Source organism: Paractinoplanes durhamensis (assembly GCF_016862175.1).
Classification (GTDB): Bacteria; Actinomycetota; Actinomycetes; order Mycobacteriales; family Micromonosporaceae; genus Actinoplanes; species Actinoplanes durhamensis.
Window position 1 is genome coordinate 27,004 of sequence record NZ_BOML01000033.1, and the last position, 25,317, is coordinate 52,320.

17 protein-coding genes are annotated in these 25,317 nt (G+C 71.9%); 9 read left to right on the top strand and 8 right to left on the bottom strand.

Translation table 11 applies throughout. The annotated features are described in order from the left end of the window. The first annotated feature begins 2 nt into the window (after nt 1-2). From Adu01nite_RS19715 to Adu01nite_RS19725, 3 genes are read left to right on the top strand one after another with little or no spacing between them, the layout of a single operon-like run. On the top strand, nt 3-563 hold the full coding sequence (locus Adu01nite_RS19715) for a hypothetical protein (protein ID WP_203728371.1): 561 nt from the start codon (nt 3-5) through the stop codon (nt 561-563). Continuing rightward, entirely contained in the window at nt 560-1,642 is a 1,083-nt protein-coding gene (locus tag Adu01nite_RS19720; protein WP_203728372.1) for a hypothetical protein, read from the top strand. The genes Adu01nite_RS19715 and Adu01nite_RS19720 overlap by 4 nt, the downstream gene beginning before the upstream one ends. Beyond that, entirely contained in the window at nt 1,639-3,057 is a 1,419-nt protein-coding gene (locus Adu01nite_RS19725; protein WP_203728373.1) for a hypothetical protein, read from the top strand. Before Adu01nite_RS19720 ends, Adu01nite_RS19725 begins: the two co-directional genes overlap by 4 nt. Here Adu01nite_RS19725 and Adu01nite_RS19730 read toward each other — a convergent pair. From Adu01nite_RS19730 to Adu01nite_RS19750, 5 genes are all read right to left on the bottom strand, one after another. Further along, nucleotides 3,054-4,784, bottom strand: a complete 1,731-nt coding sequence (locus Adu01nite_RS19730) for a GAF domain-containing SpoIIE family protein phosphatase (RefSeq protein ID WP_239132542.1) — start codon at nt 4,782-4,784, stop codon at nt 3,054-3,056. The two genes, Adu01nite_RS19725 and Adu01nite_RS19730, sit on opposite strands and share 4 nt — an antisense overlap. 265 nt (nt 4,785-5,049) lie before the next feature. Next, nucleotides 5,050-5,724, bottom strand: coding sequence for an activator of HSP90 ATPase (locus tag Adu01nite_RS19735; protein WP_203728375.1), 675 nt, complete (start codon nt 5,722-5,724; stop codon nt 5,050-5,052). Beyond that, nucleotides 5,721-6,578 carry a bifunctional DNA primase/polymerase gene (locus Adu01nite_RS19740; RefSeq protein WP_203728376.1) on the bottom strand — a complete coding sequence of 286 codons (858 nt, stop codon included), beginning with the start codon at nt 6,576-6,578 and terminating at the stop codon, nt 5,721-5,723. The genes Adu01nite_RS19735 and Adu01nite_RS19740 overlap by 4 nt, the downstream gene beginning before the upstream one ends. A 106-nt stretch (nt 6,579-6,684) precedes the next feature. Beyond that, complete coding sequence (locus tag Adu01nite_RS19745; protein WP_203728377.1) at nt 6,685-7,713, bottom strand: beta family protein; 1,029 nt, start codon at nt 7,711-7,713, stop codon at nt 6,685-6,687. Between the two features lie 38 nt (nt 7,714-7,751). Continuing rightward, on the bottom strand, nt 7,752-9,038 hold the full coding sequence (locus Adu01nite_RS19750; RefSeq protein WP_203728516.1) for an AAA family ATPase: 1,287 nt from the start codon (nt 9,036-9,038) through the stop codon (nt 7,752-7,754). 91 nt (nt 9,039-9,129) lie between these two features. Between Adu01nite_RS19750 and Adu01nite_RS19755 the strand changes: the two genes are divergently transcribed. The 4 genes from Adu01nite_RS19755 (at nt 9,130) to Adu01nite_RS48720 (ending at nt 12,872) form a co-directional block, all read left to right on the top strand. After that, nucleotides 9,130-9,507, top strand: coding sequence for a YbaB/EbfC family nucleoid-associated protein (locus Adu01nite_RS19755; protein ID WP_203728378.1), 378 nt, complete (start codon nt 9,130-9,132; stop codon nt 9,505-9,507). A 646-nt stretch (nt 9,508-10,153) separates the two neighbouring features. Beyond that, entirely contained in the window at nt 10,154-10,822 is a 669-nt protein-coding gene (locus tag Adu01nite_RS19760) for a hypothetical protein (RefSeq protein ID WP_203728379.1), read from the top strand. Nucleotides 10,823-11,503: 681 nt separating this feature from the next. Then, nucleotides 11,504-12,274, top strand: a complete 771-nt coding sequence (locus tag Adu01nite_RS19765) for an SDR family NAD(P)-dependent oxidoreductase (RefSeq protein WP_239132543.1) — start codon at nt 11,504-11,506, stop codon at nt 12,272-12,274. Nucleotides 12,275-12,611: 337 nt separating this feature from the next. Continuing rightward, nucleotides 12,612-12,872, top strand: coding sequence for a helix-turn-helix transcriptional regulator (locus tag Adu01nite_RS48720; RefSeq protein ID WP_203728381.1), 261 nt, complete (start codon nt 12,612-12,614; stop codon nt 12,870-12,872). A 399-nt stretch (nt 12,873-13,271) separates the two neighbouring features. Here the strand turns inward: Adu01nite_RS48720 and Adu01nite_RS19775 are convergent, their stop codons facing one another. After that, on the bottom strand, nt 13,272-14,594 hold the full coding sequence (locus tag Adu01nite_RS19775) for a hypothetical protein (RefSeq protein WP_203728382.1): 1,323 nt from the start codon (nt 14,592-14,594) through the stop codon (nt 13,272-13,274). 569 nt (nt 14,595-15,163) lie between these two features. Here Adu01nite_RS19775 and Adu01nite_RS47880 point away from each other — a divergent pair. Next, nucleotides 15,164-20,983 carry an arginase family protein gene (locus Adu01nite_RS47880; protein ID WP_239132544.1) on the top strand — a complete coding sequence of 1,940 codons (5,820 nt, stop codon included), beginning with the start codon at nt 15,164-15,166 and terminating at the stop codon, nt 20,981-20,983. Here the strand turns inward: Adu01nite_RS47880 and Adu01nite_RS19790 are convergent. Next, nucleotides 20,969-21,559 (bottom strand): DUF4190 domain-containing protein, encoded by a 591-nt coding sequence (locus Adu01nite_RS19790; protein ID WP_203728383.1) that lies wholly within the window; start codon nt 21,557-21,559, stop codon nt 20,969-20,971. The genes Adu01nite_RS47880 and Adu01nite_RS19790 overlap by 15 nt on opposite strands. Before the next feature lie 25 nt (nt 21,560-21,584). Further along, entirely contained in the window at nt 21,585-23,195 is a 1,611-nt protein-coding gene (locus Adu01nite_RS19795; protein ID WP_203728384.1) for a restriction endonuclease, read from the bottom strand. Between the two features lie 387 nt (nt 23,196-23,582). Here Adu01nite_RS19795 and Adu01nite_RS19800 point away from each other — a divergent pair, with 387 nt between their 5' ends. Then, nucleotides 23,583-25,298: an EAL domain-containing protein gene (locus Adu01nite_RS19800; RefSeq protein ID WP_203728385.1), complete on the top strand. Its 1,716-nt coding sequence runs from the start codon at nt 23,583-23,585 to the stop codon at nt 25,296-25,298. The last annotated feature ends 19 nt before the right edge of the window (nt 25,299-25,317 follow it).

Here is a 25,317-nt window from a genome sequence, read left to right on the forward strand (position 1 = left end):
CGGTGAACCATCTGAGCACCCTGCCGAGCACCGGTGAGCAGGCCCGCCACGCGCTGCTCCTGCTCGGCGCGCCCGCCGGCGCCCGGCTCGTGGTCGACGTGCACGAGGCGTTCTTCGACGGCGACCTGTCGATGGCCGGGGTGTCCGGGCTGATCCGGGCCCGGGCGACCGGCCTGTGCGCGGCGCTGCGGCCCGACCTGACCGCCGCCCCCGGCCTGCTCGCGCTCGCCGAGTGGCCGCTCGACCTGCGGATCGTCACCCCCGCGCAGCGCCGGGCCGACGAGCTCGCGATGATCGCCCGGCTGGCCGAGTTCGCGGTCGTGCGGCCCGGGCGGTCGCCGGTTCGCCTGATGCGGGAGCTTGCTCAACGCGTACCCCATGGGTCGGAAGCAGTTGACCTTGCCGAGGCAGCGCGTGCCGCGCTGACCGCACCGCGCCTCGTCGCCGAGATCGCGGCCGAGGCGCCGGCCCGGGACGACGCGGTGGCGCGGGCCGCCGCGCTCGACCCCCGGCAGCAACTCTTCGGTGTGCCGACCGTGCCGCACCAGCGAGGACCTGGGTGAACGCGGATCGGCTGCGCGGTTCGGCCGCGGCGAAAAGGCACAATGCGCGGACCATCGCGGCGCTCACCGGAAACCCCGGATGCGAGCGGCGCTCGGTGCTCGACGCGGCCGGGGTCGACAAGGTCAAGCTGGCCGAGACGATCGGGTTCGCGGGCAGCTTCGGGCAGTCCCGCTTCGCGCTGGCCAGGGGAAACGCCTTCGAGGCGATGCTCAAGGCGGACGACTGCGCGCTGCTCCGGTCGGTGCTCGACGTCGGCGTGGTCGACTATCAGGACCTCGGCGAGGACACCGACGACACGCTGACCGCCCGGCACGGCCGCACCCGTGAGCTGCTGGCGTCGTCAACGTCGGCGCTGATCGACCACCCGCTGCTGACCCTGTCGGTGGCCGGCCAGACCGTCTTCCTCGAACCCGATCTGATCGCGTTCCAGAGCGAGGGCCGGCTGCGGGTCGTCGAGATCAAGTCGTTCGCGATCGTCGACGACCAGGCCGACGCGGCCAAGGTGTCGGCGGCCGCGGTGCAGGCCGCGGTGTATGTGCTGGCCCTGCGCGACCTGCTCGGCGAGGACCGGGTCAGCCACGAGGTGGTGCTGGTCTGCCCGGAGAATTTCTCGCTCCAGCCGGCCGCCGTGGTTCTGGACGTGCGCAAGCAGCTTTCGACCCTGAAGCGCCAGTTGTCCCGTCTGTCGTCGGTCTCGTCGTTGATCGCCGCTTTACCGCCCTCCGTGTCTTTCGACATGTCCCTCTCCCCCGAAACGCTCATCTCGTCCCTCGAAGCGGTCTCTGCGCGGTATGTTCCCGAATGCCTCTCATCGTGCGAGATGTCGGTCTATTGCCGGCACGAGGCGTCCGGGACCACGGCGGCGCTGGGCCGGTCGGTCCGCGAGTCCCTCGGCGGGGTGGACACGGTCGCGCTCGCCCTCGATCTGTCGACCGGCGCCGCGGAGCCGACTCCGGAGCAGGACGAGGCGGCCGCTCTGTTGCGCACCGCGGCCCGCCTGCGCGCTTCGGCGCTCGCCGCCGCCGGCCCCGCTGCCGACCGTGCTGCGGGCGTCTCCGCCGGCCGCGCTGCCGGATGAGCACGCTTGTCGCTCTGGCTCGGGCGCAGGCCTTTGCGGCCGGGCGGGCCCAGCTGATCGCCACCGTGCGGCACCTGCACGTCCATGACCACCCGTTCGTGCTGATCCCGCTCGCGATGGCCGGCGAGGCCAACGCGCCGCTGGCCGCCATGGTCGGCTCCGCCGCCGACAAGCCGCGCCTGCTGTTCGTGGCGCAGCCGCGTAACCGGGACGAGCGGTTCGCCTTCGCCGACGCGCTGGCCGCCGAGCTCGTGCCGTACCTGACGTCGTTCGCCGGCGACACCGAGGCGGTGGCCGTCGATCGTGGCCGCGACGTCCGCCACCGCTTCCTGGACGCCCCGCAGGTGTGGGTGCCGAACACCGGTGGCATCGACTTCCTGCGGCTGTTCGGCCGCTCGACCCGCTTCCGGCGGGTGGACGGCGACTACCCGGTGCCGCCGACCGTGCCGTTGCTCGGCCGATGGCTGACCTTCCTGGCCGGCGCGTCCGAGATGCCCGGCTCGGCGCTGCTGCTCAACGCGGTGCAGGCGCTCGGCATGCACTGGGCGACCGGCCAGAGCGGCGCCGAGGACGCACACCTGGCGTCCCTGATGGCCTGGATCGAGTCCGGCGCGGCGGCCGCCCGCGAGGCCGAGTCGGGCCCGGTCGCCGGACCGGCCACCGACCCGGACTTCGACAACCGGGTGCTCGCCCCGCTGATCGCCGACGGCGACCCGGCCCTGCCGGCCGTGCTGCACGACCTGCTGCTGCCGACCTGGCAGCAGATGTGGCGGGCGCTGGCCCTGCTGCGCAGGCTGCCGCCGGGGGACCGGGTGGCGGGCCGCTGGGACGGCGACCGCGACTCCTACTCGTCCTTCGTGGAGCATCTGGCCGAGGGCGGTGGACCCCAGCCCCGCCGGGACGGTGCGGTGGCCGCGGCCGCCCGCCTGCAGCGCCTGGAGAACGCGGCCACCCGCTACGCCGTGCAGCGCGCCTTCGACGACCCGCTGGTGATGGCCGACCACCGGCTGACCGGCGCGGCGTTCGGCGGCGTGGTGACGCTGGCCAACCCGGACCGGGTCGACGACACCGGCAAACGCCCGGTCCTGCGCCCCCGGATCATGGTCGCCACCACCGAGACGGTCCGGGTCGAGGCCGGCGCGAGCCTGACGTCCCCGGCGCGCCCGGCCCAGAAGGCCAGGGTCATCTCGGTCGCCCCCACCACGACCGGCTGGGACGTGCTCCTGGAGCTTTCCGGCGGGATGGGCCGCAAGCTGGTGGCCGACCCCGGCACGGTGCCCCTGGTCGGCGAGGAGCTCCTGCTCACGACGCTGAGCGAGGCCTACCGGCCGGGCGCGGCGTTCCCCGACCCCACCGAGACCCCGTGGACCCACGGTGGCCCGCCCGCGCCCTACGAAGAGCAGCAGCCCGCCTAATTCAGGCGGATCACCAGCAGGGCGATGTCGTCGTCGCGGCGGGTGGCGGTGTTCAGGAGGCGGACGCAGAGCTCGTCGGGGGGCAGGGCGGCGTTGCCGGTCAGGGCCGCGCGGATGCGGTGGATGCCGTCGTCGATCAGCGTGCCCGGGTGTTCCACCAGCCCGTCGGTGTAGAGCAGGACGGTCGAGCCGGGCTGGACCCGGCGGCGGTGGGTGCTCCGGTCGTCCCGCGGCACCAGGCCCAGCAGCGGCTCCGGGTCCTCCCACCAGACCTCCACCTCGCCGTCCGGGCGCAGCAGCACCGGCGGCGGATGGCCGGCGTTGGCGAAGGTCAGGTCGTAGCCGTCGTCGTCCCTGGTGACCCGGGCCAGCACGGCGGTGGCGGCGGCGGGCATGCCGAGTCCGTGCAGGGCCCGGTCGAGCTGGGCGAGCAGCGGCCCCGGCTCGTCGTCCCGGCCGTAGGCGTCGCCGCGCACCAGGTTGCGGACCTGCCCCATGGTCGCCGCGGCCTCGATGTCGTGCCCGGAGACGTCGCCGACCGCGAGCATGACGCTGCCGTCCGGCTGGACGAACGCGTCATACCAGTCGCCACCGACGGCCGCCCCGATCTGTGCCGGGAGATACCGAGCGTGCAGCTCGATGCCGGGAATGTCGGGGAGTTCGGGCAGCATGCTGTGCTGCAGCACCTCGGCCACGTGCCGCTGCCGCCCGTAGAGCCGGCTGTTGTCGACGGCCAGCCCGGCCCGCCGGCCGATCTCGACCGCGGTGCCCGCCTCCGCGTCCCCGAACGTGCCCCGCCCGGCCCCGTTGACCAGCATCAGCACCCCGACCGTGCGGCGGCCGACCGGCGCGGTGATCGGGGCGACCAGGTAGGAGCCGAAGCCGAGCCGCTCGGCGATCTCGGCGATCTCGGCGGCGGCCATCCGGGTGCGCAGCGACTTCGGGTCGGCCTTGTCCTGCCGGATCGGCCCGGCGGCGCGTTGCACCGCGGCCACCAGGGCTTTCATCTCGCGTGGTGCGTCCGCCGCGAGCTGGGCGAGGCGGGCCGCGGCCTCGGCGTGCGCTGGGTCGAAGTGCGCCGCCGACACGTGCCGGACGACTCCCGACGGCTCGGCCAGCGCCACCACGCACCAGTCGGCGAGCCGCCCCGCGACGGTCGCGCCGAGTCGGCTCAGCGCCGCGTCGATGTCCATCGTGGCCGACAGCGTCTCGGTGAGCTCGCCCAGCAGGCTGAGCTGGTTGTGCGCGGACTCGGCGTTGCGCCGGGCCTCGTGGGCGATCTCCCGCTCGATGCGCAGCCGCAGCTCCGAGGAGCAGACCTCGCCCAGGTCGGCGAGCAGCGCGATCTCGCTCTTCGTCCAGATGCGCGGCTCGCGATCCATGACGGCGAGCGTGCCCAGCACGTGGCCGTCGGAGTCGGTGAGTGGCACCCCCGCGAACGCGATCGCCCCGAGGTCGTGGACCGACGGATTGTCACGCATGACCGGATCGCCCCGGATGTCCTCGACGACCAGCATGCGCCCGGCCTCGACCACGTGCCGGCTGAGCGAATGGCTGAACGGCATCTCCCGCGCCGCCGCCAACTCCTCCGGCAGCCCGACCTGCCCCGGCAGGAACTGCCGATCGGCCGAGAGCACGGTCACCAGCGACACCGGAGCGTCGACGAGCCGCTCGAGCAGAACGGCGATCCGGTCGAAGGCCACGTCGGCGTGCGGACCGAGCCCCAAGCGCCCGACCGCACACAGGCGAGCGGGGTCCGTCAGGACGTCACTCGCAGCTTTCTCGACCAAGTCTCCCCGCAGCACGTCGCCCCCCGGCCGCTTCAGCCCCGCAAGGCTACCGGCTCGGCAACCCCCGATCGACCCCCCGTTCATCCCTTCCTGCCTGCCAAAATCCTGGGAACACCCCACCCGTTCCGCCCACCCGAGCCGTCTGCCGAAGCGCGGCCGGCCCGCCCTGGCCGGCCCGCCCTGGCCGGCCCGCCCGCCGCGGTCAGCTCTCCGGGGACGGGTCCGTCGCCGTGGTCACCTCGGCGGCGGCCGCGACCGGCGCCCACCGCTTCGTCCACTCCTCGCGCAGCGTCTCGAAGGCGGCGTCGTCCAGGCCGTAGGTCGAGACCGTCACCTCCATCCGCCCCGCGTCCCGGTCGTCCAGCGGCAGCCGGCCGGCCACCACGACCAGATGGCCGTCGCCGTCTACCGCCCAGCCCACCCGCGGCCCGAACCGCTGCCACTCGCCCTCGGCCAGCGCCAGCGCCTGCCACCCGGTCGTCTCCCCGGTCAGGTAGAGGGTGCGCCGTCGCCCTTTCGGTCGCCGGTCGAGCAGAAACCGCAGCTGCATCAGGAAGGCCCGCCAGCCCTCCTCGATCGCGTCATACCGCTCGGACCCGGCCGACCCGGAGCCTTCCCGGATCACCCGCACCGTCGCCCGGTCGTCGCCGCCATTGACCTCCAGGTAGGACCCGTCGGCCCAGCCCATCCGCTCCGGCGCGAGCAGCGCCGCCTGATCGACGAAGATCTGCTGGATCTCCGCCCCCAAACCGTCGTAATCCCACCCGAACCACTGGTGCAGCACGGCCGGCTGGGTGACGGCCTCCCACGTCTCGTCCCGCCCGGCCGCCACCGCGACCTCCACGTCGTAAGGCTTCAAGCCTCGTCGATCGGTCATGCCCTCAATAGTGGGGTACGCCCCGGCACGGCATCGATCGGCATCCGTCGACCCGCCGTGAGCCCGGACCGGATCGTGCGCCGCACCTCGACCCGCCCGAGACCGGCGAAACGGGCCGCCCGGTCCAGCTCGCGCAGCACGTCACCCGGGTCGAGCAGACCCGCGCCGACGAGCCGGCCCAGCGCGAACGCGGCCCGGTTGAGCGTGTCGTTGCGGCTGCCGACCGGCGCGCCCGCCACTCGCTCGGCCTCGGCGGTCAGGGCGGCCCGGGCATACCGGCCCGGGTGCGCGATCGGCGTCCGCACAACATCGACCGGCGACGGCCCCTCGATCAGCGCACGCAGCGCGGCCGGCACTCCGGGCGGCTCGTCACCCGGACGGCGCACCCACCGGTAGTCGCCGCCGCGCGCGTGCCGCGAGGGCGGCGCCACCACGTAGCCGCCCACGCCTCGCCAATCCAGGCCGGGCAGCAGGTGCACGCGGTTGCCGAACCCGGTCGGGCGGAACCACAGATGCCACCCGCCGCCGGTGCGGACCCGCGGGCCGGCCGGCAGCGACCCGCCGAGCAGGTGGGTCAGGCCGTGCCAGCCCTCGGCCGAGTCGATGTCGGCCACATCCATCACGATGCCGGTGCGCAGCCCGATGTTGGCCGCCGGCCAGCGCGTCCACCACATCTCGATCAGGCGCGGATCGGTGCTGGCCTCGGTCAGGCCGTGCCGCAGGCGGGGGTGCTTGCCGGGTCGATCGCATCGGACTCCTCTGTCGCAGGAACAGGTGCCACGCAGGTCAGGCGTGTGCACCGGCAGGACCGGAACGCCATGCCGGGCGTAGGCCAACGCTGCTGTCAGCGACATTTGAGGCTTCTTCGCGACCTTCCTCGAGCCCTCCTCCGCGCAAGTGAACGACGTCGGTCTCCACCGTCGCGAAGAAGTCTCACTCGAACAAGCGTACGACAAGTTTTCAGAGGGCGGCGAGGACGTGGGCGATGTGGTGGGAGGTGCTCCAGGACATCCAGCTTGCCGAGCTGCCGCCGCCGTGTGCGGTCCGGGCCCGCCGGGCGATCTCGGCGTCGCCCCAGGAGAACCGGGCCCCCGCCGACGGCCAGTGCGGCGAATCCACCAGGGTCCGGCACAGGTTCTGGCAGCGGTCGTCGCTGCGCCCGCCCCGCCGCGACCAGCGATAGATCCACCAGTTGTGCTCGTCGGTGTAGCGCAACGTCGGCAACTGCCGATGCCGTTGCACCCCGTGCCGGCGCACCGGCGAGGTCACGCCGTAATCCGCGTACCCCACGCCGGGTTCGCCCAGCCGGGCCCACACCCGCGCATCGAGACGTCCCACCGTGACCGGTTGGTCGGTCGGCAGATCATCCAGATTGGCCGGCATCGCTCCGGACGCCACGCTGACCGACCGCCACGGCCGGCTCCGCGCCCAGCGCAGCACGCGCCGGCACTGCTCCTCGACCGTGTCCGCATGCGCCACGCAGGCGGTCTCGGCCAGGTCGATGAGCAGGTCGATCTCCTCGACCTCCAGCCCCGCGCCGCGCAGCATGCGTTCGGTGACCTCGTTCGCCTCCGCCGGATTCCCGGCGTCGACATGCGGCTGAAGCCGCAGAACCGCGCGGCGCAGGTGCATGCGTGCGGCCAGGCCGTGGGCCACCAGGCGGCGATTGCTTTCGTACGGGCGGAGCACCGGCAACATGGCCACGCCCAGCTCCGCGAGCTCCTCGGCCATGTCGACGGAGGGGGCCGCGAGCCGGTCGCCCGGTTCGGGCAGACTGCCGAAGTCGATCGCGATGGCCCCGGTGCGCGGCGGCAACTGCCGGATCAGCGGCACGATGCTCGGCCCCGGTTCCAACTCGAGGATCGGCGTGACCCGGGCGGCGTCCGGGGCTGCCAGATGACTCAGGGCCGCAAGCTCGCCGCGGCGTGGGCGCAGGATGGGACGGTAGGCGTCGTCGCGCTTGGACCCCGCCGTCGTGAAGACCGCCATTCACTCAACGTAGCGGTAGGTTGTCGGATTCGCGACACTCATCGATTTAAATGCGCGAGTATCGCCTGATTTGCCTCCCAGCCGTCCGGGAACTTCACCGGCACATTGAGGTGCACCGGCTCGGTCGACGGGTGCTCGTCGAGCAGCTCGGCGATCCCGTCCCGGGCCACCACCACGCACGCGTGCCGGTGCCGCGAGGTCAGCACGCACAGTCGGCCCGACTCGAGGTGGAACGCGGTCGCGTCGCGCCGCCCGGACAGCGGATGCAGCACGATCGTCAGGTCGTACTCCCGGCCCTGCAGCCGGTTCGCGGTGTCCACCGTGACGCCGGCGGCCTCCGGCGGCAGCTGCGCCCGGATCGCCGCGGCCTGGTCGCGATGGGCGGCCCCGATCGCGATCCGCTGTGCGGTCAGCGGCATCTCGCCCGCCTCGGAGACCGCGACGCCGCCCCGGGCCAGTGCCCGCCCGGCCAGGGCCGCGCAGGCGGCGGCCGCCTCCGCGTCGGTCCGGATGGTGAAGCGCTGCTCCAGGCGGTGCAGGCCCCAGCCGGTCGCCGCCGCGGTGTCGAGCACGTCGTCGAGCGGCCCGCCGCCCCGCTCGAAGGTCAGCGTGCGAGCGCCCGGCCCGGTCCCCGACCGGAACCCGGTGAACGGGTAGAACGCTTCCGCCACCACCGCGGCGGCCGAGTGCGGCAGCCGCCACGAGACCGGCAGGCGATGTACCGGCAGGTCCGGGTTGTGCCGGAGCAGCACCGCCACCGCGCTCTGCATCGGATCCCAGGACAGGCCGGTCCACCGGTCGACGTCGACGGTGGAGAACGGGTCCAGCTGGCCCGGGTCGCCGACGAACAGCGCCCGCTCGAATCGGGCCGCGACCCGGAGCAGGGCATCCGACCGCATCTGGTAGGCCTCGTCGACGATCGCCCACGGCCACACGCCGTCGGCCACGGTGGCCCACTTGGCCGCCGTACCGATGGAAACCGCCGGTGATTGCAGGTCCGCGACCTTCGCGCCGACCCGGCATGCCGGGTGTTCCTTGACCCGGTCGGACGGCTGGTAGTCGACCGCCGAGAGCCGGCCCACGGTGACCTCCGGCGACCGGACGCCCAGCCGCTCGATCAGGTCGTCCACCTGCTCGTTGGTCTGCGCCACGATCATCAGCGGCGTTCCGGTCGCGGCCAGCTCGCCCGCCGCCCGCACCACCAGCGTCGACTTGCCGGCTCCTGGCGGCGAGTCGACGACGATCCCGCGGTGATCGCCGGTGCGCAGATCGCGCAGCACCGCGTCGATCACCCGCCCCGCCTCGGCGGCCGGGGTGACCGGCATGTTCGCACTCACTCCGGCACGGTAGCGCGCCTCTGACCCGGGGCTTTGCAGGCAGGGCTACCGTGAGTCCGGCGGCGATGGGAGCTGATCCATGTTCGACGACAGGGAGTTCGACAGCCGGGACCGCGACGATCCCTGGCCGGCCGGCTTCGAGGAGCGGGCCACGCGGGAGCGCGAGCTGTCCGCCCGGCTCGCCCAGGTGCGCGCGACGGCCGACAGCGACGACAACCTGGTGGCCGTCACGGTCGGCTCGTCGGGCGACCTGATCGACCTGGAGCTGGACGAACGCATCCGGGACCGGCCCGCCGCCGAGACCGCCCGCGAGATTCTGAAGACCCTGCGGGCGGCCCGGGTCACCCTCGTTGCCGCGATCACGTCGGTGACCGAGGAATCGGTCGGCGCCGACTCGCCCACCGGCCAGGCGATCATCGCGGCCTATTCCGGTCGGCTCGGCGACCTCGACGTCTGAGCGGCTTTCCGGCCCCTGCCGCTCGTTTGTCCCGGCGTGGCCGCGATGATCTTCCGTCCCACTATGTGGCGCGAGGATCTTGAGTCCGAGTTGCATGTGGACGGTGCGGATGGGCGGTTTGCGGAAAGGGGCATAAAACGCGAACCGGTGCCCGACCCGGGCGACTGACGGAAATCCGACAGCTATCTTGTTGGGTGCGTGTCAGCGGTTCTAGCAGGGATCTTGTCGGGGTGGCGGCGACGGTGGCCACTGTGGATCCCGGGGCTCCCGATGGGAGCGCGCCCATCTTGCGGGAATGCGGATTCGGTCTATGTCTCCGCGCAGGTGAGGGCATATTCAGTGGTCAATGTGAGTGGATGTTTGCGCGGTGGTCACCACTCTGAAATATGGAAGTGATTGACTAAGGATGCGGGTTGAAATTCGAAGCCGACATGCAACTTGCACGCGCGGTTCGCCGTGCAAGTTGCATGTTTCGCAGCCTCTCGACCTGCAGCTCCATCGTCGTGGCTGAGTTCTGATCGTCGCAATCGTTTTCATTCATGAGCGTTTCTGCGATGTGCGAAGCCGACCCTTCCAGTCGATCACCGGAAGTGGAACTCTTCTAAGCCAGCAGTAACGCCTGCGACACGGACGGTGGTGGTAACGAATGCGCCCAGACGTTCTGGTCGGTCCGAGCGAGTGGGTGGTCGAGCAGTTCGGCGACAAGGTGGCCGGTGAACTGTGGACCCGGGTTCCGGAGGCGTTGAGCACCGCAATTGACCGTGAGGTCAACGCCCACCCCGCGATGACGCAGACCGTGGAACGAGTGATCGCGAATCCGCGGTGGCCGCTCCCGTACGAAGAGCTGGTGCTCTTCCTCGGCACGCTTCCCGGAGCCGAGATCATCAGCATTCCGAAGTCCGTCTACCAACTCGTCGTGATCAATGGACATGTCGTGGTGCCGTGGTGCTACGGCCAGTCCGCCCAGACGTCGATGCGCGACGTCGAGGTCGGCCGCTCGTTCGGCCGGCTGGCCCGGGAGTTGCTCCGCCGCTTCGGCCCGCCGTGGCGCCGCTCCCAGGCCGAGACCCCGCTCCCGCTCGACGCCGTCGACGAGCGCGAGGTAGCCAAGATCTGCGCCGCAATCTCCAAGATCGACCCAAAGCCCGAGGTGGTGATCGCCGGCTTCGCCGGTGCACCGCACCTGGGTCTGCTGCGGGCGTGCCTGGGCGAGATCAAATCAACCGACAACGGCCACCTGCTCTGGAGCCACCTGGACGACCTGCCGCTACCGCCGCCGGTCATCCCACGCCCCCGCCGCATGCAGTTCCCCTGATCGGCCTTCCCCGAAGGCGGCCGGCCAACCGGCCCCGCCTCGGGGAACGCCCAGCCCCCGAACGCCTCAGCGAGGCAACGCACCTTCCCGGCGCGATGGCGTCGGCGCAGGTCCCGGCAGGCGAGATGGCGGCCGATCCAACGCCGGGTGCGCGGGCGGCCGCGGTGCTCCGGGCCAGCGGACCAATCGCAACGGAGCGACTCGCGGGCGGCACGGCTGCCCCGGGCGGATGAGTTCACCAGCGGAAGCGCGCCCCGTCTCCCTCGATCCGGAGAAGGAAAGTCCGTGATTGCGTCGCTCCCGTCGCGCGGCCGCAGAACCAGGCCGGCGGCATGGATCGCCTGGTCAGCTGCGATCGCCGCCTCGGTGTCCCGGCCGCGCCAGGCATCCCGCGATCTCTCGGTCAGCCCATCCCGGTCCTGCCTCGAACCGGCAGCCGGACCAGAACATGTCGTGCCCGTCGAACACCAAGATCCCGACCGGCCGGTCACCCTGCTTCAATGCCCAGCTCGGCCCGGTCGCGCCGGCCTCCCTCTGCATCGCCGGACCGTATCGCGGGCACTGACCATGACTCATTTCTCGCGACCACCTGGCGCGGATCACTTCCCGCGGCCGAATCCGCGAATAGCCTCGGACGGGGACTGTGCCGCGGGATCAGCTTTCCGAGAGGTCGTGGGTGGGGTGGAGTCGCATGTGGTCACCGGAGGTGGTCGTGGCGTTGGGCGCGCGATCGTCGAGCGGTTGGTCGGCGAGGGCGACGGGGTCGCGATCGTGGAATTCGACCCGGCCGCGCTCGACTGGGTTGCCGGGCATCCGGCCGGCGGGCGACTGTTGCCGATCGTCGGGGACGCTGCCGACGAGGTTGTCGCGGCCAAGGCGGCCGAGGCGGCCTCGGCCGTCGCGCCGCTGCGCGGCTGGGTCAACAACGCCGCGATCTTCCGGGATGCCTGGCTGCACGAGACGCCGGCCGGCGAGGTCGTCGACCTGATCGGCCGCAACCTCAACCCGGTGCTGGCGGGTTGCGCCGCGGCGATCCGCCATTTCATGGCTGCCGCCGACGGCGGAGCCATCGTCAACGTCTCGTCCCACCAGGCACAACGGCCGGTGCGGGGTTCCTTCGCGTACGCGACCGCCAAGTCCGCCATCGAAGGCGTGACCCGCGCGCTTGCGGTTGATTACGGGCCTTTCGGCGTACGCGTCAATGCCGTTGCCCTTGGCTCGATCGCCACCGACCGCTCGGATGCGTATCTCGCCGGCCTGCCCGGCGAGGAGCGGGACCGCTTCGCCCGCGAGATCCGCCTGCTGCAGCCGCTGGGCCGGATGGGTCGCCCGGCGGAGGTGGCCGACGTGGTGGCGTTCCTGCTGTCACCGCAGGCCGCCTTCGTCAACGGCGCGATAGTCCCGATCGACGGCGGCCGCTCAGCGGTGGGCCGAGACCCGGAAGAGGCCTGACCGACCCCGCTCCGCCAACCCATCTGCACATGGTTCCGGCCGAACGTCGCGCAGGTCAGGCGGTTACTCAACGACGGGCCAGGGCCCGGGAATCAGGGCTACCGACTTCGCCGAAGTTGGGGCCTCGCCCTGGCAGTCAGAGGCCGAGATCCAGGAAATCGGGCCCTCGTCGCACGCTCGCGCAGTCGCCGGGTCGGGGTGCGGCCACCTTCGGTCGATGCTGCTTCGCCGTGACTCCCGACGGGCTGTTGGCGCACGCGGGTATTCCGGCTCCGAGCAGGGGAATTGGCATGGTTAATCCGAGCATGTGGGTTGTCATGAGACTATAGTCGTGTGCATGGAGGAGTCGATGCGCCTGGCCGGCGCTCATGAGGTTCGGGAGTTGCTCGGCGTGAGTCGGCAGCGGGTCTATCAGTTGGCCGCGCGATCCGACTTCCCGGAGCCGGTGGCCGCGCTGGCGCAGGGCAAGGTCTGGCTGTTCGGCGATGTCGAGCGATGGATGATTGCGCGACAGTTGCTCTTCGCGCGGGAGCGGGACAAACCCTCGGAGGAACAGGTCCACGCTCCGGGCGCCGACCTCGTCAGGGCCGAGACCTAGAGCGCGCGAAGCTTCGGCGCTGCGGCCCCATCGCCGGTCGCGGCGCCGGCCCTCATCGCGGCTCGCGTCGTCGGCCGCTCGCGTCGCCCGTCGCTCGCATCGTCGCCCGCCGCGCTGGCCCATCGCGGGCGGCAGCGTCGGCCCCCATCGCTGGCCGCGGCGTCGGTCGCCCGTCGGGTGGCGTCGGTGCGCGTCGGCCGTATCGCTAGCCGTGGCGTCGGTGCGCGTCGGCCGTATCGCCGGTCGTGGCGTCGGCCGCTCGTCGGCCGTGTCGCCGGTCGCGGCGACGGCAAATCGCCGGCCTGTGCTGACCCATCGCCGGCCGCGTCGTCCGGGCTGTTGATCTTGCCGTGCCGGCCTGAGTGATGGTGCCGGCGATGGGGCGGGCGGGTTTCTCGGCTATTGAGGGAGCAGGTAGGCGGTGGAGAACGGTTCGTGGCGGGCGCGCAGGTCGGCGTAGGTGGTCAGCAGGAACGCCGCGGCCAGGACGCCGGCGGCGATCGTGAAAACGCCGGAGATCAGCTGGGTGATGATCGTGGTCGCGGTGGACGGGCCGACCGAGGCGGTGATCGGGGCGGTGATCAGGCCCTCGACCAGGCTGATGCCGAAGGCGACCGCGGCGGCTACCAGCACCCGGCCCAGGGCGGCGCCGAAGTCGGCGTGGAACAGGGCGAATACGCGGCCGATCGTGTTGCCCCGCTCGAGCAGGACCACCGCGGGCAGCAGCGAGAACACCAGGAGCAGGTAGATGCCGGGCAGGATGCAGAACAACAGGCCGACCAGGACCATCAAGCCGGCGAGCAAGCCCCAGCCCAGCAGGGCCGGCGCGCGACGGGCCGCGGTCTTCAGCGCGTCGCCGATCGAGAGTGGCTGGCCGGTTGCCCGCTGGACCAGCAACTGCAGGCACGCCAGGCTGCCGATCAGGTCGAACACGATGGCCAGCAGCGCTACCGGGATCACCGCGTAGAAGGGGCTGATGATCGCGTTCCAGTCGATGGCGCCGCTGGTGTCCAGCTGGGTGTTCAGGGTGTCCTGGCGCAGGTCGAGCTGGATGAGCATGATGATCAGCGGGATCGCGGTGATCAGCTGGATCACGACCAGGGGCTGCCAGGTCGCCTGCACCAGCCGGAAGCTGCGGGACCACCAGCCGGAGAAGTCCGGGCTGACCAGCGGATCGCTGGGTCCCGCATAGTACGAGGCCGGAAGCTGCCCGGGCACCGCCGAGTACGGCGGCCCGTAGCCCGGTGCGCCGTAGCCCGGTGCGCCGTAACCGGGAGCGCCGTAAGCGGGAGCCCCGTAGCCCGGTGCGCCGTAACCGGGCGGTGTGCCGTAGGGGTTGTAGCCGGGCTGACCGCCATAGGCGTCCGATCCTGGCGGCGGTCCGTAGGCATTGGGGCCGTTCGGAGGGCCGGAGGGGTTGGAGCCCGGCTGAGCGCCGTATGGGTGGTAGCCCGACGGCGTGCCGTCGGGGTTGTAGGCGGCCGGCGGGCCGTAAGGGTTGTAACCGGACGGAGTGCCGTCCGGATTGAGACCGGGCACCGGCCCGCTGGGGCCACCGCCGGGCGGCGTGCCGTAGGGCCCGGCGCCGGGCGGTGTGCCGTAGGCATCGTGGCCGGCCGGCCCGGCGCCGCCCTGGGCGGGCGGAGAGTAAGGCGACGCTCCAGGGTGCTGCGGATCAGGCGACCCGCCGGTCTGCGGCGTGGCGGCGGAAGAAGGCGGCACCTGACCGCTGCCGGGCAACTCGCCGCCACTGGTCGTCGGGCCGGCCTGCGGTACGGCCCATGGGTTCGGCTGGTGGTGATCCCAGGAGCCGGTGGCGTTGCCCCACGGATCGGCGGGCGCCGGTGGTGCCAGCGGGTCACTGGACGGCGGCGTCGGCGGATCTCCCGCAGCCAGGGGATCACGCGCAGTCAGCGGATCACGCGATGGCGGCGGGGAGGCGGCCGCGGGTGAGCCCGGTGCCTGCGCATCACCGGATGCCGGGGGTTGAACATCAGCGGAGGCTGACGGCGGGGTCTCGCCGGAGGCCGAGGGCTGCGGACCGCCGGTGGCCGGTGGCTCTGCCGGTGATGCGGCGGAGGCAGGCGGGGGTGAAGCCGGCGGCGGTGAGGCCGGGGGCTGCTCGTTGTCGGGGGTGCCGGGTGGGTTCTCGCTCAACGTCGTCCCGCTCTCGCATCAAGATCAGCGGCGCCACCTTAACGGGTGGGGTCAGTGCCCCAGGTTAAGGGCGTCGCGCGACCCGCCGGTTCGCGCCGGGCGAGGGCGGGACAGGGCCGCCTAGAATTTGGAGGATGGCTGAGATTGAGTCGCCCACGACGATCCGGGATCGGGCCGTCGCGGTCGCCGACTACCTTCTCGCCGTTCGCGCGCAGATGGAGCGGCCCGCGCGCACCGTGCCCGGCGATGCCCACCGACTGGACGCGCTGCCCGATCATCCGGCCTGCCAGGCCGGCCCGGCCGCCGACGGCACATCCTGGCTGCGCGTCGGCCTGCCGAGCCTCCCGCCGCCGGTCGCGGTGCCGGCGGCCCTGCGCCGCCGCCTGCGCGGCGACGTCACGGTAACCGCCGAACCGACCTGGACCGGCGAGACGACAACTCCACCGACGCCGGGCGGCAGGCCGACCACCACGCCGGCTCGGGGCCGGGAAACGACCGTCGGACCGTCGAGCGCGAGGGCGTCGGCGAAGGTCTCGGGCGGCGAGATGGTCGCCGATCCAATGCCGGGCGCAGGGGCGGCCGCGGGCGGCGGGCTGGTCGCCGGATCGAACCAGGGCGCAGGGCCGACCACGGGGCCGACAGTGGGCGGCGGGCTGGTCGCCGGACCGGACCAGGGCGCAGGGGCGGCCGCGGCGCAGATTCCGGGCGGCGAGATGGTCGCCGAATCAGCGCCGAGTGCGAAGGCAGACCGGGCGCCGGGCCTGGGCGGCGAGATGGTGACCGAACCAAGGCCGGGCTTGGGGGCGGGGCAGGCGCGGGGTTCGGGTGGCGAGATAGTCACCGGCCTGACGGCGGGCGGAAGCGCGGCCGATGGACCAACTCCCGGCGATGAGAGAGCCGACGGGGCAACGACCGCCGATGGCCGATCCGCCGGGACGGAACCGGGTGGTGCGCGGTCCTCCGGGTCGGTGTCGGGTGGCGCGGGAGCTGCCGAGGCGAACTCTGGCGACGCGGGGGATGAGTTCGAGAGCTGGCGGGATCGGGTCTGGCGGCCCTGGGCCTATGCGTCGGGGGAAGCCGAGAAGACTCGGGTGCTGCATCGGCAGCTCTTCGACCTTATGCATCAGGTGGACATGTCGGCGGCCACCACCGAGCTGGTCTGGGGGCATGGGCTGCTCGACACGACGATCAACGGTGAGCGGGTTCGTTATCCGTTGATCGCTACGCCGGTGCTGATCGAGTATGAGCCGGACAGTTCGCTGGTCACGGTCTCGCCGGCCGGGCCCTCGCGGCTGCAGACCGATGCGCTCACCGGGCTCGACGAGCGCTACCTCGCCCAGCTCCTGGCGCTGGCGGGGCCGGCCGGCACGCTCGAGGTCGATCTGTGGAACGACCTCGAGCGGCGGGAACTCTTCGAGCGGGCGCTCGGTCGCCTCGGCTACGACCGGATCGTCACGGACGGGCGCACCGAGACCAGCCAGCCGCACATCGCCGACGTCGGTGTCCTGTTCGCCCGGCCGAAGCAGCGGCTGCTGCGCGGTTTTCTGGAGAGCCTGCGCGACCGGCTGCTGGCCGGCGACACGACCAGCATCGGGGCGCTGTCGGCGATCGTGGCGCACGAACCGTCGAAGCTGCGCATGCCGGATGACCAGCCGGAGGCCTGGCGGCGCGTGGGGGAGCGGTTGCTCATGCCGCTGCCGACGAACGAGGCGCAGGAGTCGATCGCCCGCCGCCTGGCCCAGCACCGGAACGTCGCGGTCCAGGGGCCGCCGGGCACCGGCAAGACCCACACGATCCGCAACCTGATCTGCCATCTGATGGCGAACGGCAAGCGGGTCCTGGTGGTGGCGCAGAAGGAGGACCCGCTGCGGGTGCTGCGCGACGGCCTGCCGGAGGGCATCCGGTCGCTGTGCCTCGCGGTGCTCGGCCGCACCACCGACCAGCTGGTGCAGCTGCAGCTGGCGGCGCGCGAGCTGGCCGATCGGGCCGCCACCCTGGATCAGGAGGCGGAGGCCCGCCGGGTCGAGCGGCTGACCGGCCTGCTGGAGGAGGCGGAGCGGGAGCTGGCGACGACCCTGGGCGGGCTGCGGGCGATCGCCGAGAGCGAAGCGGTCACCTATCCGATCGACGGCGTGCCGATGACGCCGGTAGAGGTGGGCGCCTGGCTGCGCGAACGGGCGTCCGCCCACGGCGGCATCCCGGATCCGGTGGTGAGCGGTCCGCCGCTGAGCGGCGAGGAGTTCGGCACGCTGCTGGAGTTGGCGGCCGCCCTGTCACCGCCGGACCGGCGGGCCGCTTTGCGGCCTTTGCCGGAAACGGCGGATCTGCCGGGTGCGGCCGAGGCGGCACGCCTGCGCGCAGACCGAGCCACGCTGGCCGACCGGGTGGCCGACCTGGCTGCCGCGGGCCTCGACATAGACGAGGTCCGGCAGGAAGAGACGGCTGATGTACGCGGTGACAAGCGCGATCAGCTGCGGCGCGACGAGCCTGAGCACTCGCAGCGTGCCGATCCCGAGCGGATTGTTCGTGCCGATCCCGAGCGGATTGTTCGTGCCGATCCCGAGCGGATTGTTCGTGCCGATCCCGAGCGGATTGATCGTGCCGATCCCGGGCGGATTGATCGTGCCGATCCCGAGCGGATTGATCGTGCCGACCCCGAGCGGCTGCCGGGAGGTCAGTCCGATCATCGGCGGGGTGGTGAGGTCGATCGGCCGCGGCGCGAGGTGGGCGGCGCGGCGCGGCGGGGCGGGCTGGAGCGGGTTCGGGGGGAACTTCGGGAAGCTCTCGTCTGGCTTCGGCGGCGGGAAGGTGGGTGGACGGATCGGCTTGGGCGGCTTCTCAGCGATCCGCACTGGCGGGCCGTCTGGGGGGATCATGTCGCGGCCACCGAGGCGCTGCTCGGCGAGCTTGCGGGGCTCACCCGGGAGCTTGCGGGGCATCGGGTCGCGGTGCCGGCGGCGTACGCGAATGAGCCGAAACGTCTTCTCGCACAGCTCGCCGAAGTGCGGCAGCGGTTTGATTCCGGGCGTGGGCTGAGTCGGCTGCTGCAAGCCGGGCTGTTCAAGCTGGCCGACGAGGTCCGGGTGGACGGGGAGCCGCTTCGGACGGCCGAGGATGTCGACGTCGTGGCCGCCTGGGTGCGGCGTCAGCAAGCCCGGCAGCGGCTCGGTGGGCACTGGTCGGAGTGGATCGAGCGGCTCGCGATCTCGGCTCCGCCGGGGGATCCGGAGATCTGGGCGGGCACGTTGCTGGCCGATGCGGAGCAATCTCTGGATTGGGACGTACGCCATTGGCCGGTGCTCGGCGAGCGCCTGGCCCACCTCGTACCGCAGCATGAACTTGATCTTGATCCGGCGGCCCTGGCCGTGGTTGCCGAGTTGCTCGACGCGGCGCCGGCGGTGCTGGAGTTCGATGCGCTGGTTGCCGCGGAAAAAGCGGTGGCCGATCGGCTGGCGCCGTGGCCGCGGCTCGCCGAGGCCTGGTCGACGTTGGACGGCTGGGATGCCGAGTTGGCCGAGGTTCGCCGGCTCGCGGCGCTGCGACCGGCCGCGGAACGCTGCGCCGACCTGCGGGACCGGCTCGCCGAGGAGGCGCCGGAGTGGGCCGCCGCGATCGACGCCGGTCGGGTGCCGCCGGTTTCCGGCCAGGCATGCCTGGATGCGTGGGCGTGGCGGCGGGCGCAGACCTGGTTCGACGTCGTGATCGGCAGTGTCGACCCGGCGGTGCTGGCCAAGCGGGTGGAGAACGCCCGCGAGAAGATCCGGCGGCGGACCGCCGACCTGGTCGTCGCGAGTGCCTGGCTGGAGGTCGCGCGCAGCCTCGACGACCGGCGCAAGGCGGCGCTGGCCGACTGGACCACCGCGCTGCGGAAGATCGGCAAGGGCACCGGACGCACCGCGGCGGCGTGGCAGGCGCATGCGCAGCGGCACATGGAGTCGGCGGTCGAGGCCGTTCCGGTGTGGGTCATGTCGGTGGACCGGGCGATCGAGCAGTTCGCCGGGGGTGCCCACTTCGATGTGGTGATCGTGGACGAGGCGTCCCAGGCCGATCTGTTCTCGCTGCCGATCCTGTCGCTGGCCGAGCGGGCCGTGGTGGTCGGCGACGATCAGCAGATCGGGCCGCAGCTGGGGTTCGTCGGGTCGGTGGCGGGGCTGATCCACAGCCATCTCGGCGACGTGCCGTCGGCGGAGCACTTCGACCCGGAGTCCTCGCTGTACGACCACGCGGTGCGGCGGTCGCCGGAGCGGATCCTGCTGACCGAGCATTTCCGCTGCGTGCCGCAGATCATCGAGTTCTCGTCGCGGCACTACTACGACGGCAAGATCATGCCGTTGCGGGCGGACCGGCCGTCGTTCGCGCCGATCCGGACGGTGTTCCTGGCCGACGGGGTGCGGCAGTCGCTGTCCGGCTTCGGCGACGTGAACGTGGCCGAGGCGTCGGCGCTGGTCGCCCAGGTGGCGGCGATCGTGCGGGACCCGGCCTACGCCGGCAAGACGCTCGGCGTGATCTCGCTGCTCAGCACGAGTGGGCAGGCCGGTTACCTGCTGCATCTCCTCAGGGAGGAGATCGGCGAGGACGAGATCCAGGCGCGGCGGCTGCGGGTCGGGGACGCCTACACCTTCCAGGGCGACGAGCGGGATGTGGTGCTCGTGTCGATGGTGGTGTCCGACAACGACTCGCGGGTGGCGGCCTTCACCAAGCGCGAATATCACCGGCGGATCAACGTGGCGGCCTCCCGGGCCCGGGACCAGCTCTGGATCTTCCACTCGGTGCGGGCATCGTCCCTGCTCGCCGACGATGCCCGGGCGCTGCTCCTGACGTACGCAAGCAATGTCTTCGATGTTGATCTCAATAAGGGCCTGGCGCTCGCCGAGAGTGACTTCGAGCGGGACGTGTTCAAGCGGCTCATCGCGCGTGGGTTCCGGCCGGTGCCGCAGTTCCGGATCGGCGCCTACCGGATCGACTTCGTGCTGAACGCCCCGGACGGGCGGCGGCTGGCGATCGAATGCGACGGCGACACCTATCACGGGCCGGAGCAGTGGGAGAGCGACATGCGCCGGCAGGCCGTCCTGGAACGGGTCGGCAACTGCGTGTTCGTGCGCATCCGGGGCAGCATCTTCGCCCGCGAACCGGATGCCGCGATGCGCCCGGTCTGGCAGCGCATCGAGGAGCTGGCGATCGCGCCGGTGCCGCGCCGGACCGTCCTGGAGATCGGGCAGTGGCAGGGTTCCGGCTCGGCCGATGCCCGCCGGCTGGCCTCGGGAGCGGCCGAACTCGCCGCCCTGGTGCCGGGGGACAAGCGGGTGCGGGTGCCGATCCCGGACGAGCCGCCGTCGATCGAGCTGCTGGCCCGCAACCTGGCCGCGATCCGGTCGGCGGTGACCGATCCGCCGGTGGTGACCGTCGGCGGGGACTGCGGCGTCGAGGTGGCGCCGATCGAGGCCGCGCTGGCCGTGCACGGTGACGGGCTGGTGGTGGTGTGGTTCGACGCGCACGCCGACCTGAACACGCCGGACTCGTCGTCGTCCGGGGCGTTCCACGGGATGGTGCTGCGCACGCTGCTCGGGGACGGGCCGGCGGCGCTGCTGCCGACGCGGGCGCTACGGCCGTCGCAGGTTGTGCTGGCCGGGGTGCGGGCGCTCGATCCGGCCGAGAAGGAGTACATCTCGGAAACCGGGATCATCCACGTCGGGCTGGCCGAGCTGTCCGCGGCGATCCCGGCCGCCACCGCCGTCTACCTCCACATCGACCTGGACGTGCTCGACCCGGAGTTGTTCGCCTCGGTGGGTGCGCCCGAGCCGGACGGGGTCACGCCCGCCCAGCTGGTGGCGGCGGTGCGGGCGCTGACCGAGAAGTTCCCGCTGGCCGGGCTGGGCATCACCGAGTACGAACCGGGCCGGGCGAGTGACCGGGCGGTGCTGGCCGAGTTGATCCCGGCGCTATTTTCGGACTGAGCCGACCAGTGGGCCGTTCGGGTCGTAGGCGATGCAGGTGACGTTGCGGTACTTCGGCCAGCCGTCCTCGGGCGGGTAGAGATAGGTCTGGCCGAGCCCGAAATCCTGGACGTAGATCCCGAGCTCGCCGCCGCACCGGCTCTCCGCCTGCGCCATCACCGCGTCGACCCCGGGATAGCGACCGGCCGGCAGGTCGAACACCGAATACACCTCGCCGTCGTGCGGCTGGCCGCACGGCACCTCGTCGAGATCGCCGTTCAGGTCGTCCAGGCACTGGCCGACGATGAAGGTGCGCAGCTCCGGCAGGTCGGGCCGGGTCGCGTTGCGCACCCCGAGCACCACCCCGGCCACCGTGGACGCGGCGATCACCACGGCCCAGAAGCCGCCCAGGGCCAGACCGGCGATGGCCAGGCCGCGGCCGCGCTGGCCGGTCCGGTGGATCTGGACCAGGGCGACGATCGCCAGGGCGATGCCGATCGGGAAACAGGCGATGGCGCCGAGGATCAGGGAGGCGATGGCGAGGCCGTTGATCTCGCTCTGGTACGGCCGTGGGATCGGCGCGAATGGATCGGTCACGCGGGCAAAATACGCCCCTTTCGAGCTACCCGCGGACCCGGTTGCCGGCCAGCTCGATCCGCGCCTTGATCCGGCAGTGGTTGGCCAGCAGCGTCACCAGGGCCTGGCCGTCGATCAGCTCCAGCGGCCGGCCGGCCAGCGCTTCGTACGCCCCCGGTTCGATGCCGCCCAGCGAGACCAGGATGCCCTTGGTCGCGCCGGCCGCGGCGACCGCGCCGGCCAGGGCGTGCACCGCCGCCGAGCCGGCCGCCCCGCCGCGCATGGCGTGCAGCACCACCTTGCCGCCGAAGATCGGGCGGGGGTCGGTGGCGATCCACCGGACGCCCACCGCGGTGCGGGCCGCGTCGTCCATCTGCAGGCCCATCACCCCGAAGAGGTCGGCGATCTGGTGTTCCCACTGCTCGTCGGTGAGGGTGACCAGGTTGGGCCGCGCGTCGATCTCGGCGAGGACGTTGAACTCCTCGGTGTAGTCGCGGTCGGCGTCGGCGTCGAAATCGATCTTCGGCGGGACCGAGGTCAGCTCGTCGGGGGTGGTGGACAGCGCGCCCTGCAGGTGCTTGAGGCAGGCGACCGGGTCGACCCGGCGCAGCTTGATCGCGGCGAACGTCTCCCGGGTGGTCTGCACCGACACCAGGACCGGCCGGACGAAGCGCCCGGTGCGCCGGTCGATGGTGTCGACGATGCCGTTGAACGACACCTGCCGGACCAGGCCGCCGCGGTCGGCCTCGATGACCTCGTGGATCGAGCGCAGGGTGACCCGGGCGATGATGTCCACGTAACGCCGGCGGACGTCGTCGTCGTCGCGCGGGACCGCCGACAGATCGTCGCGGACCCGGTCGAAGCGGTACTCCTTGACCACCGGGATCACCTCGATCGGCGGTAAGTGGTACTCGATGAGCAGGTGCTTCTGCTTCGGCAGGTACGCCAGGCGGAAGTGCTGCGGGAAGTCGTCGGGGTAGATCGAGTTGCCGAGCACCATCGCGAAGTACTCGACCACCGAGGCCGGGTCGGCGCCGGCCACCGCGGCCGCGAACCGGTCCACCTCGGCGTTGTAGGCGAGCATCTTGGCCTCGTGCGCCCGCTTGGTCTCGTCGTACGCCTGTCTGCGCTGTTTCAGCTGGCGCTTGCGCCGCTCCTCGCCCTCCACCCACCGGGCCCGCGCCTGCTCGTAGGCCTTGCGGGCGTAGGCGGTCTGGCTCTGGTGCAGCTTCTCGCCGCCGAGGATCTTGCCGACGCCGCGCGGCTGCGGCGGCACGTAGCTCTGCCAGGCCGGCTCGGGAAGGGGCCGGCCGAGCGGCCCGGGGTCGAACGGTGGCACCCCCAGCGGCTTCTTGAACTGGTCGAGATCGATGTGATCGTCCACGTCCAGGGTGGAGAGCAGCAGCGCGTCCAGGTCGCTGATCCGCGCGCGGATCTCGGCGTTGGCCGCGGCCGCGTCGGCGGTCCGCGCCTCGACGTAGAGCCGCCGGCTCTGCCGCTGCTGTTCCACGTCGGACGCCGCCTGCTGGGCGGCGGCGATCGCCAGGTCGGCGTTTCGCCTGATCAGCTCGCGCTGCCGGGTGGCGGCGTTGCCCGCTCGTTGCGCGTCGAATGCCTGCGTGGCGCGTGCCCGCTGCATGTCCCGAATGATGCCCATGCGTCGTCCTCGCTCCGCGTCGGTGTCCGGTGAGACTCAATCGCCACCATATCCAGCCTTTCTGGATCCAGTTACGCGCCGCGTCTGTGATGAAGCTTTCCGTGCATGGTTGGCATGGTCCGCGGGTAGGAGTCGCTCAAGGTTCCACAGTCACCACTAGCAGTAACTGTCCGTTATGACTTCGACGTTAAACCGCCCACGAAATTACGCAGTGCAGTGGTCATCCGATCGGTTGATTCCCTACTCTGATCGGGCGAGTAGCTGCAGTTAGCGGGTCTGGGGGCGGACCCGTCGGAACTTTGACGCAGTCGGGACCTGTTATATCGAGCCCGTGACGGGTGGTAATAGGTCGGGGCTGAGGCACGCTTGGGGGGAGGTGAGTGGGTGATGGCTGCGCCCGATGAGCGGCCTACCGTGCCGCCGACCCTTCCGGAACCCCGGCTCCCGGCCGACGACGCCCAGTCGGCGCTCGGACCTGCATGGTTCTCCTACACCGCCAACGGCGACCAGATCGTCTGGTCGGCCCGGTTGCGCGGCATGCTCGGTCAGTCGCCTCATCAGGACGAGGTGAGCCGCAAGGTCCTCACCCGCTACGTCCACCGCGACGATCATGCCAAGGCTCTCGGCGCTGTCACCCAGACGTGGAGCAGCCGGACCCCGGTGCGGACCACCGTCCGGCTGATGCGCGCCGATGGCGGCTGGTTCGACGTGGACTGCCGGCTCGAACCGGTGAAGAGCCCGGACGGCACCGTCCGCGGCATCCGCGGCACGGTGACCGACGTCTCCGCCCGTGAGCGTGCCCGCCGCGAGATCGCCCGGCTGGCCCGCCGCGGCGAGACCGTGCAGACCTCACTGATCGACCCCGACCCGGCCACCGGCCTGCTCACCCGGGACCGGTTCACCGACGAGATCGACCGGGCCCAGCGACGTGGCGGCGGTGCCGTCCTGATCATCCGGGTGCAGCCGGAGAAGCACGGCGAGGTGATCGACGGGGTCCGCCCCGAACGCAACGCCGACCTGCTGCATCGTGCAGCGAGGGTGCTCGAGGGCGTGGTGCAGGAGGGCGCGCTGCTCGGCCGGGTCGGGCCCAGCGAGATCGGCCTGCTGCTGGCCGGCACCTCCTGGCCGATGGCCCGCCGCGAGGCCGAGCTGCTGGTCGAGGCGCTGCGCTCGCAGACCTTCGTGCTGCCCGACACCTGGCTGCGCGCCCGCGCCTGGGGCGGCCTGGTCCGGTTCACGCCGGACGCCGAGGCCGGCAGCCACGAGGTGCTGATCGACGCCGAGCACGCCTGGCGGCAGTCCCGCGACACCGACCGGGCGCTCACCTTCGTGGCCCACCCGGTGCCGGTGCGCGACCGGCAGGGCTCCTACCGCACCCGGGTCGCCGACGCGCTCGGCACCGACCGGTTCACCCTCTACGCCCAGCCGATCCTCGAGCTGCAGACCAACAAGGTCACCCGGCACGAGCTGCTGCTGCGGGTGCTCGACGAGGCCGACGGCCCGCAGTCGCCGATCCAGGTGCTGGACACCGCCGAGCGGCTCGACGCGGTCTACGACATCGACCTGTGGGTGGTCGAGCGGGCCATGCAGGTCGCCGCCGAGCAGCCGGACACCTGCCTGCAGATCAACCTGTCCGGCCGGTCGGTGGGCGATCCGCGGCTCACCGACGAGGTGGTGCGGCTGATCGAGGAATACCAGGTCAACCCCGGTCAGCTCACCTTCGAGATCACCGAGACCGCGCTGATCGGCAACCTCAGCGAGGCCCGCCGGTTCGCCGACCGGATCCGCGACCTCGGCTGCGAGCTCGCCCTCGACGACTTCGGGTCCGGCTACGCGTCCTTCCGCTATCTGCGGATCTTCCCGATCGACCTGGTCAAGATCGACGGAGAGTACGTCGTGGATCTGGTCGAGAACACCCAGGATCAGGTTCTGGTACGCGCGTTGGTGCAGGTCTGCCAGGCGTACGGGATCCACACCGTGGCCGAGTTCGTGCAGGACGAGCCCACCCTGCGGCTGCTGCGCGAACTCGGCGTCGACTACGTCCAGGGCTACCTGATCGGTCGGCCCGCCCCGCTGCTCTCCGGACGGTTGCCCACGGCCTGACCTGGGTATCCGTTCGACC